The organism is Shewanella sp. ALD9 (assembly GCF_002836315.1).
Taxonomy (GTDB): Bacteria; Pseudomonadota; Gammaproteobacteria; order Enterobacterales; family Shewanellaceae; genus Shewanella.
Window position 1 is genome coordinate 53,680 of the sequence record NZ_PJCD01000039.1, and the last position, 15,064, is coordinate 68,743.

General features: G+C 49.8%; 15 protein-coding genes. 1 reads left to right on the top strand and 14 read right to left on the bottom strand.

Translation table 11 applies throughout. The features are described 5' to 3' along the window. Positions 1-60: 60 nt before the first annotated feature. The 9 genes from CXF88_RS15840 to CXF88_RS15885 all read right to left on the bottom strand — a co-directional run bounded on the left by CXF88_RS15840 (position 61) and on the right by CXF88_RS15885 (position 7,731). Positions 61-1,572: a UvrD-helicase domain-containing protein gene (locus CXF88_RS15840; RefSeq protein ID WP_071681578.1), complete on the bottom strand. Its 1,512-nt coding sequence runs from the start codon at positions 1,570-1,572 to the stop codon at positions 61-63. Positions 1,573-1,580: 8 nt separating this feature from the next. After that, positions 1,581-1,859 (bottom strand): hypothetical protein, encoded by a 279-nt coding sequence (locus tag CXF88_RS15845; RefSeq protein WP_071681580.1) that lies wholly within the window; start codon positions 1,857-1,859, stop codon positions 1,581-1,583. Continuing rightward, entirely contained in the window at positions 1,859-2,899 is a 1,041-nt protein-coding gene (locus tag CXF88_RS15850; RefSeq protein WP_022635565.1) for a DNA-binding protein, read from the bottom strand. The genes CXF88_RS15845 and CXF88_RS15850 overlap by 1 nt, the downstream gene beginning before the upstream one ends. Positions 2,900-3,046: 147 nt before the next feature. Next, positions 3,047-3,922, bottom strand: a complete 876-nt coding sequence (locus tag CXF88_RS15855) for a DNA replication terminus site-binding protein (protein WP_022635564.1) — start codon at positions 3,920-3,922, stop codon at positions 3,047-3,049. A 317-nt stretch (positions 3,923-4,239) separates the two neighbouring features. Then, positions 4,240-4,731, bottom strand: a complete 492-nt coding sequence (locus CXF88_RS15860) for a hypothetical protein (protein WP_071681582.1) — start codon at positions 4,729-4,731, stop codon at positions 4,240-4,242. Then, a complete protein-coding gene (locus tag CXF88_RS15865; protein ID WP_071681584.1) occupies positions 4,728-5,597 on the bottom strand; it encodes a 3'-5' exonuclease in 870 nt (289 codons plus the stop codon). The genes CXF88_RS15860 and CXF88_RS15865 overlap by 4 nt, the downstream gene beginning before the upstream one ends. A 4-nt stretch (positions 5,598-5,601) precedes the next feature. After that, positions 5,602-6,612 carry a tyrosine-type recombinase/integrase gene (locus CXF88_RS15870; protein ID WP_071681586.1) on the bottom strand — a complete coding sequence of 337 codons (1,011 nt, stop codon included), beginning with the start codon at positions 6,610-6,612 and terminating at the stop codon, positions 5,602-5,604. Between the two features lie 2 nt (positions 6,613-6,614). Beyond that, positions 6,615-7,151 (bottom strand): hypothetical protein, encoded by a 537-nt coding sequence (locus CXF88_RS15875; RefSeq protein WP_071681588.1) that lies wholly within the window; start codon positions 7,149-7,151, stop codon positions 6,615-6,617. 298 nt (positions 7,152-7,449) lie between these two features. After that, complete coding sequence (locus CXF88_RS15885) at positions 7,450-7,731, bottom strand: hypothetical protein (protein ID WP_114822873.1); 282 nt, start codon at positions 7,729-7,731, stop codon at positions 7,450-7,452. Positions 7,732-7,989: 258 nt separating this feature from the next. Here CXF88_RS15885 and CXF88_RS15890 point away from each other — a divergent pair, with 258 nt between their 5' ends. After that, positions 7,990-8,592, top strand: a complete 603-nt coding sequence (locus CXF88_RS15890; RefSeq protein WP_021293852.1) for a hypothetical protein — start codon at positions 7,990-7,992, stop codon at positions 8,590-8,592. Positions 8,593-8,607: 15 nt separating this feature from the next. Here the strand turns inward: CXF88_RS15890 and CXF88_RS15895 are convergent, their stop codons facing one another. From CXF88_RS15895 to CXF88_RS15915, 5 genes are all read right to left on the bottom strand, one after another. Then, positions 8,608-9,060 carry a hypothetical protein gene (locus CXF88_RS15895; RefSeq protein WP_071681594.1) on the bottom strand — a complete coding sequence of 151 codons (453 nt, stop codon included), beginning with the start codon at positions 9,058-9,060 and terminating at the stop codon, positions 8,608-8,610. An 86-nt stretch (positions 9,061-9,146) separates the two neighbouring features. Further along, a complete protein-coding gene (locus CXF88_RS15900) occupies positions 9,147-9,863 on the bottom strand; it encodes a DUF5710 domain-containing protein (RefSeq protein ID WP_071681598.1) in 717 nt (238 codons plus the stop codon). Positions 9,864-10,094: 231 nt separating this feature from the next. Next, positions 10,095-10,334 carry a hypothetical protein gene (locus CXF88_RS15905; protein WP_071681602.1) on the bottom strand — a complete coding sequence of 80 codons (240 nt, stop codon included), beginning with the start codon at positions 10,332-10,334 and terminating at the stop codon, positions 10,095-10,097. A gap of 103 nt (positions 10,335-10,437) precedes the next feature. Then, entirely contained in the window at positions 10,438-10,728 is a 291-nt protein-coding gene (locus CXF88_RS15910; protein WP_000504362.1) for a hypothetical protein, read from the bottom strand. Beyond that, positions 10,716-14,870 (bottom strand): RHS repeat-associated core domain-containing protein, encoded by a 4,155-nt coding sequence (locus tag CXF88_RS15915; RefSeq protein WP_242445181.1) that lies wholly within the window; start codon positions 14,868-14,870, stop codon positions 10,716-10,718. Before CXF88_RS15915 ends, CXF88_RS15910 begins: the two co-directional genes overlap by 13 nt. Between the last annotated feature and the right edge of the window lie 194 nt (positions 14,871-15,064).

Here is a 15,064-nt window from a genome sequence, read left to right on the forward strand (position 1 = left end):
CATTTAGGGCGCTTAGAGCGTTTTATTTGTCAACTTTCACATGTGAAAGAATTGACCAAGCTATTTGGACGTGTCCTCTTCAACTTCTTTGGCCTCAGCAGCCATCTTTATCTGCTTTTCGACTAATCGCTTTTGGGTAATGTAGCGGATAACCATCTCTACAGCGCTGTTCAAGGCGAGGATACGCATCGCCCTGGTGGAGGCGACGTAGAGCAAGTTTATTTCGTCATCACGAGCCATAGGGTCGAGTTCAGGGTCAAGGACATCAGGAAAGTCGTCATAGAGCTGAACAAAGTCCCATTCAAGCCCTTTGCAGCGATGGGCAGTCGAAACCGTAATATCGGCACCAAACTCTTCTTTGACTGTATTTCGTCGAAGAACAGTGAGTCGCTCAGGTATTTCATCGTAGCTGTTGATGATTTTGACAGCTCTCATCATCTCGGGGTCTTTTGTCGCTTTGGCTACTTCTTGATACTCAAAGTAGTCTTCATATTCATCAAGCAGTTTCTTATTTTTGACCCGTTCAGGTTCAGCCATCGAGAACCAATACAAGTCCTGGAGCTCGTTAATCTGGTAAGCGTCAATTCCACCCACCCAGAAAACTTGTGAACCTGCTTCGGTAGCAGATAGAGCAGTTTCAATGACACCCATTACGGTTCGGTGAAGTATTGCTCGATGGCCTACATCGCCTGGTAAAAACATAACTACCTGATCTGCTGGCCCCCGGCCAATGACTGGGCGAGTTTCACCTTTGAGTTCAAGAAGAGCGTTTGCCACAAGCGACACGTTGGGACCAAAGCGGAAGCTATGAGTGAGATAGAGTTGATCGGCGTTCATAAGCTCTTTGCTATCAAGAGCGTTGTTTGCTCCTCTGAACCTATAGATCTGCTGGTGGCGGTCTCCAACCAATATTACCTTGCAGTTCTGCTGCAAAACGATACTGCTTGTGACAGGGTTTGCGTCCTGAGCTTCGTCAAAAAGAATAGTCGTGTACCGGCGAGAAAGATTTGGCATACCTAGTTGATACTGCTTTAGGTAGCAGTCGTGGACAGTAGGGAACGGATCTTCGGCGTTGGTCATGCGCTTCCATATAAGCTCAGCACCCTCAATCACTTGTATTTGGTATCTCTCCTGTTTGGATGTAAGCAACTTGCCAGTGTCAGCACGAGCAAAATGAGTATAAAGAATCCGCGTGTCAGCGCTGCACATAAAGGCGTTGAGCGTGTCAATAATGTCTTTGGCAAAGGTCCAGTTCTTCGTATTTACCGCTTGCGCTATATCGGTAAGTCTTAGGTTGCCGGTGAGTTTATGCTGATAGCTTCTTCCAATAGTGGCGTATGCAAGCTGATGGGATGTTTTGCAGTCCACGTTTGCAGGAAACTTCTCTCTGGCCTCGTCGCGGATGGCTCGGTTGTATGCCAAATAGAGGATTCTGGAATTGAGGTTGTTGTGGGCATATTTAACCAACGTAGTTGTTTTACCCGTACCAGCGTAAGCCTTAACGACAAGTCGAGGCCCTTTATACTGAGTGATCAGTGATTGTTCGGGTGTATCAGGAGGTAGTTGCTTCATGAAACCTCCTACGCCAAACACATCTGAAAAGTGATGCGTTTCCTTTGTGTTGAGATGAAGGTGCTGACCCGCTTTTCTTCTCGGGGGAGTGATACTTCACAATCCAGATCTGTCCACCAGTCTGGGGCGTTACCCTGGGCCACTTCTGCAACCCAGACATGCAGCCGGTGTAACCAGCCATCGTCACCAATAGACGCAGAGGCTAGTTTCATAGCCTCCTCGATATTGGCTTGAAGAGCAGCCGCTCTGCTTCGCCACTCTTCTGAATATTTAGCCTTACGCGCCATCAGTTTTCCTCTTTCTTTTTCCCTCCCTTGCCAGCTTTAACGAGTTCTAACTCTAACCCCGAAATTTTGGTCAGCGCCTCATTGAGTCTCTGTTCAAGGTTCCTGGTCTGCTGGTCTTTTTCCTGTAACTGACCAGCAATAACGCCTTTGTCTTGAACAAGAGAGCGAGCTTCCGCTTCGGCGCTAGAGAGTTTAGATTCCAGCTTTTGGACATCACCAGATAGACGCTGGCACTCTCGTTCTAAGGATTCGCCATGAGCTTTGGCTGTGGCGAGGGAGTCCTGTGATTGGGCCAATTTGGCCTGTGTATTTTCGAGCTGCTCTTTTAACGCTTTATTTTGCTCGTGAGCTGCCCGGAGTTTTTCAGTCTGCTCTATACTTTTGCCTTTTTGAGCAGCTAACTCACCCTCTGTAGTTGCCAATTTTTGGCTCAAAGAGCGATTTTCGATTTCAGCTTGCTCTAAGTGGTCCTGAGCTCGGGTAAGTTCGGTGGATTTCGCTTCCAACTTTCCTTCCAAATCCATGATCCGCTTTTCTAGTTTTTCTATGTCAGTTAGAGAGCGTTCTAACTCCGCAGATTTGAGTGATAACGAGCTCTCAGTTTTAGCAAGAGCAGCATCACTTTCTGCTTTTTTGTTGGTTATAGCCTCAAGCTGCTCTTCCAAAAGCTCAGATTTTTCTGTGGCATCATTAGCCATATCCACGGCTTGCTGCATGTCTTCTTGGAACTCAATCTCTTTTTGGCGCAGAAGCTCTCGCTCGCGTTCAAGCTGATCATCAGCACTGGCTTTTGCAACAGTGTATATTTTCTGGAGAAAGAGCTGAGCATCACTCATAACCGATTCAGGTAGAATCACTTCTACGGGTTCATCATCGAGAGAATGTTCCTCTGACCACTGTTTTAGAAATGTTGATATGGTGGTGTAGCTTCCCTTGCCAATCAGATCTCTGACCGCGATGAGAGTTGGACGTTTACCTGCGTCTTTGAGCCGCTGTGCCGCTGCTGCTACATCGTCGTACTCAACTAATTTTCTAGCCATAATAACGTTCCTTTTTCTCTCGGTAATTACGATAATTACCGTAATATGATAATTATCGTAATTATACATTAAAGCAAGATAGATTGAAATTATTTCGTCTGGATAAAACCCTTCCGTGCTGAGAAGGGTTTTGTTACATGGTCACGTTTACTCAGGGGTAGATTCGATGGTGACGCCGCCAAAGGTGCCAAGGATTTCAGAAGCCGACTTATCTGATCGTGTTTTGCGCTGTTCTGATGCGTCGAAGCTGCGAAGCATTTTGAGCTCAACATCCTTGTCTTGTAGCAGAATCAGGGGCATGGGCGCGGTAACGGTTTTGAGTACGCCTGCGGCCATGACGTTTGCTACCGGCTGCACTTTTACCTCCCTTCGCTCCCGGAGGTAAGGCTCTGGAGTGCTGACTATCCTCTGGATAAGTTGTTCAAGGGGAAGCTGATAGTCAGCACCAGAGCGTTCAAGCTCCTCTCTTATTCGTTGCAAGAGTTCTTCTTTCACAGGCTTCTTTAAAGAGTCCTTCCGTTGCCAGGTGAAGCGGATAGAGTCGATGTCGCCACTGGAATAGCATCGGATTTGCCTGTAAAGGTGAAGTGTCATTACTCCAGGGCAGTCTACTCGAAGTGCTTCAAACCGCTCTTGCCTGGAGGGGTATGTAGAGATAATGAACTCTTCTATACCGGCTTTGGCCGCATTGATACGATCAACTGTTGCAGCAATTTCAGCAGCCAGCCCGACTTTGGAAGGGGAGAACCATAGGACCCCCACTGTGCGCCTGGCGGACTTCTGCGAATAGTCTGGGTTGATGTGCAGATCTTTGTAGCTATGCGCTGCGAGTTCAAGAGCTTCGCGTCCTATTTGTTCCGTCACGACAATATTGTTGATACGCTCATTCTCCATTCCCTTTCTGGTAGGGGGGATGGCCGCAACTTTTGCGTACCGTGGTGGTAGTCGTTTGATAATGGAAGACAGGTTCGTTAAGTCCCGGCACATGGCCGAGAATTGTTCTGAAATGAAGTTTTTAGCCATGTTGCCGCCTGTGTGTGGGTTTGTTCTAACAGATCATTGGTTACATAGTAGACAGTATTAGACCATCATGCAACGAGGGGGAGGAAGCAAGAATACGCCTCCGCTTCGCTTCGGCGGGTGTCCTGTTTGACCTTCGTGTGTGAGATTAGATTGAGAAAGAGAGAGAAAAAGAGAGAAAGAAGAAAAGCGCGGGTCAGGCCAGAAATGTGGCTGAGTGGGACTGCGGGGGTGGGGCTGGCACCCATTATACCCCACTTTGCATGATGGTCTAACTTTGTGGTTATAGGACGACTTTTAGGGTGCCTAGATTTGCTCGATTAGGACAAATTTCGGTCCATCCACGCTGATTGGCGTAGCAGCGCGATGGCATCAGAAGGGGTAACTTTCCATGCGTTGGAAAGCTGGCGAACTGCGAAAACTGCAAGCTCCATCCGGTCGTCATCATTGATAAAATTCTGGAGCTGGTTGCCTCTCTCGCTGAGAATGATTGCAACACCGGCTTTGCCGTTGTTGTAAACCGCAAAGCTCTTGTTCTTCGAGTCACCGTGATATGAACCCTCAGCCTTGCTACGCAAGCCAAAGAGAACACAGCAAAACGCCGTCAGCTCGCCACGAGTGAGTTGCACTGTGATCTTGCTTTTCCAGTCTGGGCTGGACCCCGACGCCCTGATCGGTGCAATCTCGATGCTGACAGTAGGATAATCACCTCTGGTTAGCGTGTGTTGCACATTAATGCCGGTACGTTTCGCCGGGTCTTTCTGCCAGTCTGAGAAAAATTTCAGGCTTTCGCCGTAGGATTGTTCTGTCATTCCAAATTACCTTTGCTTTGAAGCTCCTGGAGCTGAACCACGAGATTACGTTGGACTTTTGCTATCTCTGTCACCAGATCGGCGGTGGCAATGGCGTCGGTCGCTGCTGAATGGGCTCGACCTTTCCAAACCACGCCTGCTTGGTAGGTTGCATCCGCAAGCGAGATAGTGCCGTGCCGGTTGGTTGAACCAAAGGCATCAGACGCCAGCGTCATCGCACACAGCAAATTTTTCTCTTCCCACCAAGGCATATGATCTCCAAATGCACCGGCAGTCTGCCTCAACAGCCTGCTATCGAAACTGGAGTTAAATATCACTACATGTCGGCCAGAGAGAAGCTGGGCAAGAGCTGGCGCAATTTGAGGCCACATAGGCTCATTCGTCAGATCCGCCTCGCTGATTCCATGAACATCCATTGCATGAGGGGAAATTTTCACGGTTGGCCGCAACCTGGTGTTCAGTAGAACATCGCCCCAGATGTCTGTGACAGCCAACTCTATCACCTGGTCTCTTTCACCAAGGCCGGTCGTCTCAGTGTCGAGAACTACGGGCTCCAGGTTTACCCATGTTTCAGCCACAACCGATGCTTTTGCTAGGTTGCTACGCATTCTTGCTTTGATAGATAGGATAAGCTGAGCCCTGATTTGTTTTTCTGAGGCCGGTGAACAGGCCCTGCTCTTCATTGGCTCGCAATCAGCAATACGGAACACGCCAAAATGTCTGCCATACCCGTTTTTGTAGAACGAAACAGGCTCCACTCCGGGCTTGGGCTTCATCCTAAATTCATCCCTGAGCCGCCCCTTTGAAAAGCATCTATCGTCTTTTATGGCATCGGCTCTGGCGAGTTCGAGTTCTTCATCATTCATGTTGTTAATCCGCTAGATCGAGGCGTTGGCTTGCTCTCTTCAAACGTTCATCACCACGTCTGTCATATTTCTGGGTGGTGGCGATACTTGAGTGGCCCATAGCATCCTTCACGGTCACAATGTCCTCACCGTTATCCAGCATCGAGGAGGCAAAGGTACGCCGAAGATCGTGAGGGGCGAACTTTTCCAGACCTGTTTCGACTCTTCTGGTTTCCAGAATGTGGTAGATGGCCTGATCAGACATCCTCTCTCCTGTCACATCATCAAATCGCCTTATCCTCGGGAAAAGAGGACCTTCATGCTCCCCCCGAACCTCTTCAACCCACTTCTCCAGTCTTTTCCATGCACCGCCAGGTACATAAGCAATTCTCTCTTTGTTGCCCTTGCCAAGCACCTTGAGAGCTCGGTCCTTATAAATCATGTCCACCATGTCCAAGGCGACAATTTCAGAACGACGTAAACCGCATCCGAGAAGAACCCCCAAAATAGCCGCGTCACGCACCCCCTTGGAGCTTAGATCGCTTTCACATGTGAAAAAAAGACTGCGAATTTCATGGCGTTCAAGGGCTCTGCCCTTGGGTAGCCTGGACCCTTTCACAGAGCGCACTTGCTTAATGTGCTGGAAACTGTCCGTGTCTATTTGTTTCATCGTCCACGCTTCAAGAGCTACACCTTTCAGCGCTGCGAGATAGGTGTTGATGGTTGCCGGAGCTTTACCTGAATCGCTTAGCATTTCGAGCACGGCCAAAATGTGGTGCCTCCTCATTGAGCTCCATGCACAATCACGAAGGTTCTGAAACCCGATCATCTTGGCGACAATATTAAGGAATGAGCCCATAGTCTGCCTACTTCGCTTTGAGCCAAGACTCAACAGATAGGCGATGGCAGGGTTGTCATGGATGTTCTGGAGAGAACTCGATGATGGCAGCAACTCACTACGGACGCTTTGTTCTAACGGAACAGGGGCTCCTGTAAGTGGAATTGGCCCTTCTTTGTCGTTGTTCGTATTGTACAAAATCACCTCCTAAGGCCGACCGCCACGAGAACCAAATCCCATATTTTGAGGTGGAGAGGGGTTTCCCTCTCAATATGTTGCGTTTCGTAGCTTTGTATCAGTGATTCATACTTGGTCGGAGCGCACAGCAATTCGTAAACTGTTCGATTGGGCTTGGTGATCGGCTTGTTCGGAGTGAAACCATGTTTGTTCTGTAGGTACAGCGCTACCGCTCCGCTTCTGGATTCACCGTAGTAGCAATGAACGAATATCTGATCGATACCGCTACCAACCAATCCATCTAGGAAGGTGGACAGCTTTTCAGCCTGGAACGAGTCGATGTAGGATGCGTAATTCATCCGGAACGCTGACTTCATCGTGTAGATGGTGTTCTCGGAATAGCCTCCGTCGTAGAAGCTGTCACGGTACAATAGCTCCCAGGCACCAAGCGTAGCAGGGGACTTATCAGGGTCAGTTATGGAGATCATGGCCGCACCGGGAACCGGCTCCAGTCTTTCGGCCTCCGCTTGACTGATAAAAAAGACTTTTTTTCTAAGCATGTCCCATCATCTCCTTACAAGGATGCGTTGCGAGCAGCTCACGCACCTGACTTTGCCCCTCTTGAGTATCTACAGGAGCGGTCGTATACACACCTCCATGCCGCAAGTCCACAATACTGGTCCGACAGCAAGAACCTACGTTCTGAACTTTATTGTCCGAATCCAAACCCGCAAAAGTATGGCACGGTCCAGGGAATGGTTTCCTGCAAATAGAGCAGCGCTCAAAGTTCTTATCGAGGATTCTCTTTAACACTTTTTCAAATTTGTTCTTATTTAACATCGAGTTCTCCGTACAGGGTTACTTGTCCAGCATCTTAGCCAAGGCGATCTGCTGGCCTTCGCTACAAGGAGAAAAACCGGCAAAAGTACCAGCATTAACCTTGAGCTCATCAAATCGTTCATAGGTGTCCCGGTAGTACACCTTACGTTTTCCAATTCCACCTTCGAGGTTTGCGGCCAACCAGGCGATTACCGCTTCCGCATCGTTCGTAACTGATGCTCCCTGATCCAGATCGATAAGTACCAGGTGGGTGTCCGTCTGGAGCGCTACCTCGAAGGCTGCTCTTACATCAAAAATCACTGATCTCGCTCCTCGTATAAAGTTGGCATTCTCCACCACCTATCCTATTTCAAAAACTCTACTTTTTCAAAGATACATTTTAATAAGTAGAACAAACCACGCAGACTTTACGATCATTTACCGTAATTATCATAATTACGGTAATACGATAATTTTACAGGTTACGACAAAACGGTATAATGTCGCGCTGGAACATACTTGCGAGGGATCGGCTTAACAGCGATAGTGGATACATAATGTGCAGGTGCGAGAAATAATATGTATAAGAGCCTTGAAGATCTGATGGCGGGTATTTACGAGATGGCCGCGCCAGATGGCATCATCTGTAACGAGGTTTCCAAATTCCTTGCGGCCAACCAAGTCAAGCCGGAAGACATAAGCTCTGGGATCTGGTTTTTCCTGTGGCTGAAATCAGCTCCCAAGGATGCGAAGCCAATCCAAAAAGAAATCCCTGGATTTGGAGTCGTTCTCAACATGCCGACTTATGGCGGAACGCTCAACGAAGCAATCACAGGGTTGATCGAGAACGAGTGCCGTCAAATACAACTCGCTGAGGGACACCCTAGCCTTGAGGCTTGGGTTGAATCGGTATTAGCTGGTCGAGATGACGGAGAGGAAAATGAAGCTGCGGCCAATATCGTGGACTTGCTTAATGGGTGTCACGACCTACTGGATACAGCAATTATCAATTACCTTTTTAAGGTGGGAAAAATCAACGAGCAAGAGATTTTGTCGCTTATCTATTATGGAGAGCTATGTGACCACTCTCTTGTCGGTACGCCTTTTTCAACGTTACATATCCCGAGTGAAAATAACGTCCACGAACGTAACATCATCCCCATTAAAAAAGGAGCCAGTTAGGCTCCTTTTTATTATTCAAGGTTTGCTCTGCGAAACCACCTCATCCCACGTATGCAAAACCTTCGATAGGTGCTGATGCTTTCGGGTGAAGTCTTTATCATCCAGGAGTGCTTTAAATGGCGCGTTCAGGTTGTTGCAAGTAACGTTCTTGCCGATCACAGACAGGGTATCCTGGAGTGATCCACCAGCAGCATCCAGCCCCATTCTATCGACGGTCTCACTACTCACCATTGCCTGGACAACATTGGTGAATGCCTTTGAGTTGAGCTGCTCAACACTCAGGGCCGTATTGCATTTTTGCTCAACCGCTTGCTTGTACTGGATGGTGTACTTAGCAGTGATCGGTGACATGGTGTTCATCGCAAGTATGTATGCGTCCACCTCACTGGTCGGTAATGTCGCGGCGTAGACTGACGAGCCAGATGCGGCTGCGGCCATTATCAAAGCTATTACCTTCATATTTTTCATTGTTTTGAAATCCACCTTTTCAAGATCGAGCGACAGCTCTACTGTACCAAGAATAACTCATTAATTTTTCACTAGGAATCTCATAACTACGATTTTAAAAATGGTATAAGTGGTGATTCTGCGTTTACGGTATAAGTAGCAGTGATCCAAACAGGTTCATGAATAATATGCTCAAGAATCATGCCTTCTGAACCATAAAGTGGTGTTAACGGAGCATCGGAGTCGAAAATGATGAAATTATCACCCTGAATTGAGTTGCACTCTTTACAAGGAACTGTGAAGTAAGAGCTTTTTATCGTTCGAGAGTAACGTTTCTCAAATCCAAGTTGTGGGCTACTCAGTGCATCCTCCAACTCAAAGTTCCCACCTTCAATATAGCCGTATGTAATAAGTGCATCCTCAAAACCGAATGAAGCAAGAGTGCTAACCTTTGTTGGACTAAAACACTTCCAGCAGTGACAAGTTGTGCTGATAATATATAGCGGCGGGGTTACTGAAACTCCGTGAAGAGCATGAGGGTACAGCCATTTTTGAAATTGTTTTACATCTCTTCCTTCTGGAACATACCAGCGCTTCACGGGTTTGTCCCACCTTGCACCTAGAGCTTTTGCTTCTTCTTTTTCATTAAACGGAACATAAATGTATTTGCGAGCCAACAATATTGATGAAAGGTCTAAATGCACTCCGGCTCTCTTGCTAATGCTTAGACGTGTCTCTTCCAACTGCTTTTTAATTTCCTGATTCACTTCCGCATATCTTGAGTGTTTTTTCTTATAGCCAAAAATTTGCCGGAGAAGATTCATACAACGCTCCTGTTTTTCTAAATGCTCTAATTATCACTTTGATTATTAAGAAAACACTCGTCTCAAGTTGCCCTTTTGGGGCGCATAAAGGAACGAAAGAAGCAACTTTCACATGTGAAAGAGAGGGATGCTGGCCTTGCCGAAGGGGCTGTAGCTCGCCTTCCAAACCACTTGGGCGCTGACGTCGGCTGGGCCAACGCCAGAAACGTTCGCGTAGACCAGCCCTCAGACCTATTTTCCACCTCCACCCATAAATTCATTGATTTTCTTTTCTGTCCGAATCGTATGAAAAACACCATAAGCACCGATAAAGATTCCAAAACCTCCCCATACAGCCATCATCATCACAAATACAAACATGGAATCATTTCCATTTATTAGCCTGTACGCCACATAGGAAAGGAGTCCAAATACACCACCCAAAGCTGGCAGGCAGATCAAGTATGCCGCAATTGCTTTATTTCTAGTCATTACTCACCGTCGTTTACTGTGGCAGAACTCGATTAAGGACATAGTTGAACCTATCACCCCAATCACGGCACCTATCGCCAAAAAAAACCAAATATACATTCGATTAAGCATCATTAATCGCATAATCAATCACTCTTTGACAAATCTCATCAGGACCCTGCACAGACTTATTGCTTGACCTCAACGTTTCAATCAGATCCTTTGCAAGAAACACTTCTAAAAAATACTCAAGCCCTAGTTGCTTTATATTTTCTGGCGGCTCACCATTTTCACTTTCAAATGCTACAACAACCTCTGACGATAATGTCCAAGGTTTCCTTGCGTATATCGTCATTTCTTCGTCGTAACTGGATATATTCTTCGTCACGTCAATTAGCACATTCATTTCCCCCATATTGAATATCCTCCACGTCCGTTAGGGTGTAGTACGTTCCAGTAGGCGCTACCAGGTGTGTGCTGCTCTCTTGGAACCAGCCTCATAAGACCATCTTCAACCTCATGATGCCATGTAAAGCCCTCCGGAGGTCTTCTCGGAGCTAGGCCTGTAGGTGTTCTTTTTATATCTACACCTAAATGTTTCATCATGTTATTAAATTCGGAATCAATTTCCATCTGGCTCAGTAGGTTTTCGTTTGCCTCCTGGAAATGTTTCGCTCTGCTCTTGCCTGGGTATGATGTCTTTTTCAGTGTTGTCTCAAATATTGTTGAGTATGCTTTCGCGTCTTTTGCTACATTATCAACCCATCCATAGTTACCCGGCAGGATAATCCCCGCAGCAAACAGCCCACCAGCAGTCCATTTCTCTCCTGTTGTAGCGCAATCACTGGTGATAGTCTTGAACGTGTCATAGGCGTCCCAAGCGCTCAAGGCAAATTCAACAGCAGCATAGGCCCCCAATAGAAGCGGCACAAACTCCCCTGTTGGATCTGCATTGCCTATCGGGTTGCTCAGCGCATAGGCATAGGTGTTAATCCCACCAGCCAGCCCAATCGGGTCGCTGGTGATGTACCGCCCAGTCGCTGGGTCGTAGTAACGCCGCCAGTTGTAGTGGAGACCTGTCTCCGCGTCGAAATACTGCCCTGGGAACCTCAGGTTGAAGGTTGGCCCCTGGGTGGTGACGCTGGCCTTACCGAACGGGCTGTAGCTCGCCTTCCAAACCACTTGGCCGCTGGTGTCGGTCAGCGCCTTCGGGGTGCCCAGGTGATCGACGTGGACTTGGTAGGTCTGTCCTGACTGAGCAAAGCCCAGGGGAGTGCCATCGAGCCAGATATACTCCGCCAGCACGTCTCCTGTGGCCGCGTCCAGCTCCTCGATGAGGTTTCCTGCCAGGTCGTAAACTAGCAGCCGGGTATGCCCGTTTAGGGTCTTGGTTACACGCTGATCCAGATGGTTGTATGTGTAGCTCGCTGTCACTCCAGCGACCGTTGCGGCCACCAGCCGGTTCTGGCTGTCATAGGTGAAGGTATCCGTCCCCTGCTTCGTCAGGTTGCCATTGGCGTCATAGCTTCTGGAGGTTTGCCCGGCTTTTACCAACCAGTTGTTCATGTAGTTGATGGTGTAGCTCTGGCTCAGGCCATCGGTGGTGATCGAGGTCCGGTTGCCGGTGGCGTCATAGCCATAGCCCAAAACGCCATAGAGCCCCTCAGCAGAGGTGATGCGGCCAACCGCGTCGTAACTGAGCGACTGATTGACTAATGAGCTGAGGTTGTCGTCTATGGCTGAAATCAACGAGTCTGGCGTGTACCGATAGACCAGCGAATGCACCCTGGTAGCGTCGATGCCGGTGACGCGGTAATCGAGATCCAGAGCGCGGCTTTCTGAAATGCCGTTCCCTCTGACCATACTGGTGACGGGGCCAAAGGGCGCTCGCTCAATCTGGCTTGCCAGGCTTGTTGTGGTGCCTGCTTGTGTCGTTGTCACCTCGATGACGTCACCGGCTGAGTCACGGGTGTAGGAGACCTCACGGCCACTGGGATACGTGATCTTTGTGACGAGGCCTGCACCATCGTATTGGTACTGGGTCGTCAGGCTCTGCCCGTGGGTTTCCCAGGTCTCGTAAGCCAGCCATCCTTCGGGTGTGTAGCCAAATCTCCGGACACCGTTGCCATCATCGACTGAGGTCAAGCGGCCCATGCCGTATGGTGAGGTTGCTTCGTCATACCCGTACAGAATTGGCGATTCGCCAGCGACATCGGTGGAGGTTTCGATGATCCGGTTCAGCGCGTCATAGCTGTAGCTTGTGGTTTGCCCCTTGGCCGTCTTGCGCGTTGCCACGTTACCGGCTTCGTCATAGGTAATGTCGGTGGTGCCGGTGTCCGGGCTCCGGACTTGAGTCACTTCGCCAAAGCCGTTGTAGCTGTAGTAGGTCAGGCGCGAACGAGGGTCTGAGACGCGGTAAACATCGCCGGTATCCTTGTAGAGTACCTGCGTGACCTTCCCTAGGGGATCGGTTGTTTGCGTCCGGTGATGGAAACCGTCGTACTTGTAGGAGTGCGCGTTACCAGATGGACTGGTCTCCTGTATCAGGTTTGCCACCACATCGTAGGAAAACGATGACTGATTGCTATAGGCGTCGGAGACACTGGAGAGCCAGCCTACTTCGTTGAAGATCCGGTGCTCTATCCAACGGGTCTGGCCCAGCGCATCAAGCAGACGCTCTTCTACTGGGTTCCCGAGGTCATTGAGTTCAAGCTCGCGCCGGTTGCCCTGTCCATCTGTTTCCGCTACCAGCCGGTGGGCAGCGTCGTATTCATAGCTGACAGTTGCACCATTTGGCTTGGTTAGCGAACTCAGAAGCCCCACAGCATCATAGTTGTAGGTCGTGGTGCCTTCTGGACCAGTGGAGCTGACAAGTCTTCCTCTGGCGTCATAGGTGAGGGTCTGGGTTACACCGTTGACCCCCTGAATGGTCCCGGCGCGACCGTTCGCGTCGTAGTCACCAAACTGCGTCACCTGCCCCAGCGCGTTCGTTGCTCGGCTCAGGTTGCCCTGGTCATCGTAGTCAAATGTCGTCACATCGCTGACGTCGGTGCGCGGACCATCAACCGAGGCCAACAGGCTCGGCTTTCCTGTACCAACAGGGGCATAGGTGTAGGTCCATGTCCGGGAAGCGCCCGAGCTGCGATCAGTGACCTTGCGACTTATCACCCGAAGATGAGTGTCGTAGGTGAGCTCAGTGATCCTTGTTGGTTCTGTGATTTTTGCCGGGAGCGACTTGGAAGGAAGCCAGTCGGTCGTAACCTTGCCCCCGTCCTGGTCTATCTGGGTGGTTTCCAATCCCCGGTCGTTATGGGTGAACGTGCGCTTCTGCCCAGCGCGGTCAGTAATGCTGGAGACGAGCCCTTTGCTGTCGTAGACGTAGGTTTCCTTGCCGCCCACAAAGCCGGTACACGGCGCACCCTCAACCACATCAGGCTTGAGCATCCCATTGTGGCGACTGTAGGTGTATCGCTGAACGTGGCCGAGGGCATTGGTGACAGAGACGCTTCCGTCAGCGTTGTAGCTTACCTGAGTCTTCTCTGCGCCTCCGGCGTGTTCGCTTAGAACCGCCCTCCCCTGAGCATCATATCCCCATGTGGCGAAACGGTTGCCGTTCTCGTCCACCAGCCCAGAGAGCAAACCAGGTGCGTTCGGGTCATCGTAGAGATAGCTGCGAGTCGTATTGTCCTGGTAGATCACTTCCGCCAGCTTGCCAGCGCTGTTGTACTGGTACTGAATACTGCCACCAGCAGGATCGGTGACACTGACCATGCGGCCATCCTGATACTGGAACTGGAGGGTGCGGCCAAAGCCGTCAGTGATCGAGGAGAGCTCTCCGTTTAGATAGCTCAGGGTGATGTGATTGCCGTTGGGCTTCTCGATGCCGGTCAGTCGTCCGGTTTCATCATAGGACTCAACCACCCCGTCAGATTGGGTGTAGCGCCAGCCGGTAGTCTCTTTGGCTAAGGCGTCATCGGTTTTCCATGTTGGCACCCATCCAGAGGATGTTTCGTAGAAGGCGAGCTCCTGCCCTTCTGGCCGGTGCAGGACAACCATGTTCTCACCGTACTTCGAGGCGTTGACCTCGACGCTCCGCGAGTAGGTATGCCGCCAGCCGCCGATCTCTTCATCCGGAAGATGGCTGTTGTAGTACCTGGTGAAAGTGAGCGGGTCTGAACCGCCGCTTTGATAATCCAGCTCAGCCTGGAACTTGTTGCCGGTGCCGAGATGGATAGGGTTCCCCACACACATGGCTGTTGATGGTAAACCGAGGTCACGGTCAAGGAATGGCGTATTGTCCATCTCGCCCGGCAGGATGTAGGTTGACCGCCAGTATGCTCCACCAGTACAGGTTTCAGGGTCATAGCTTGCGGTCCCGCCAACGTACTTGAAGCAGATCCTGGAGGTGTAGCGGCCATCACCATATCCCTCGACCGGATACAGCTTTTCGCTGACGAACTCTCCGTACCCCTTCTCCTCTTCAATGCGGTAGTTCTTCATGAAGGAATGCGCGTCCATGATGGTGTTGAAGCGCATTGCATCTACTTCGGTGCTCACGGCCACAACCCGCCATTGTGCAAAAGCGATGCACGGCAAGGTTGCGAGCACCACCACGGCCAATGACCGCAGATTTCGCATCAGTGAAAGGGTAGGTCTCGATCTCATAAACAGCTCCAGTTGTTGCACTGGAGCCATTTTCAGGTAGGTGGGTCGTTTTCAGCGACTGTGTTTCTGCCCTTTTAGGGAATGAA

Excerpts from the sequence above, each read along its gene's own strand:
- CXF88_RS15900 (WP_071681598.1), bottom strand. The coding sequence starts at position 9,863 with ATGAATCTTCTCCGGCAAATTTTTGGCTATAAGAAAAAACACTCAAGA.
- CXF88_RS15850 (WP_022635565.1), bottom strand. The coding sequence starts at position 2,899 with ATGGCTAGAAAATTAGTTGAGTACGACGATGTAGCAGCAGCGGCACAG.
- CXF88_RS15860 (WP_071681582.1), bottom strand. The coding sequence starts at position 4,731 with ATGACAGAACAATCCTACGGCGAAAGCCTGAAATTTTTCTCAGACTGG.
- CXF88_RS15875 (WP_071681588.1), bottom strand. The coding sequence starts at position 7,151 with ATGCTTAGAAAAAAAGTCTTTTTTATCAGTCAAGCGGAGGCCGAAAGA.
- CXF88_RS15840 (WP_071681578.1), bottom strand. The coding sequence starts at position 1,572 with ATGAAGCAACTACCTCCTGATACACCCGAACAATCACTGATCACTCAG.
- CXF88_RS15845 (WP_071681580.1), bottom strand. The coding sequence starts at position 1,859 with ATGGCGCGTAAGGCTAAATATTCAGAAGAGTGGCGAAGCAGAGCGGCT.
- CXF88_RS15890 (WP_021293852.1), top strand. The coding sequence starts at position 7,990 with ATGTATAAGAGCCTTGAAGATCTGATGGCGGGTATTTACGAGATGGCC.
- CXF88_RS15910 (WP_000504362.1), bottom strand. The coding sequence starts at position 10,728 with ATGGGGGAAATGAATGTGCTAATTGACGTGACGAAGAATATATCCAGT.
- CXF88_RS15865 (WP_071681584.1), bottom strand. The coding sequence starts at position 5,597 with ATGAATGATGAAGAACTCGAACTCGCCAGAGCCGATGCCATAAAAGAC.
- CXF88_RS15905 (WP_071681602.1), bottom strand. The coding sequence starts at position 10,334 with ATGACTAGAAATAAAGCAATTGCGGCATACTTGATCTGCCTGCCAGCT.
- CXF88_RS15855 (WP_022635564.1), bottom strand. The coding sequence starts at position 3,922 with ATGGCTAAAAACTTCATTTCAGAACAATTCTCGGCCATGTGCCGGGAC.
- CXF88_RS15895 (WP_071681594.1), bottom strand. The coding sequence starts at position 9,060 with ATGAAAAATATGAAGGTAATAGCTTTGATAATGGCCGCAGCCGCATCT.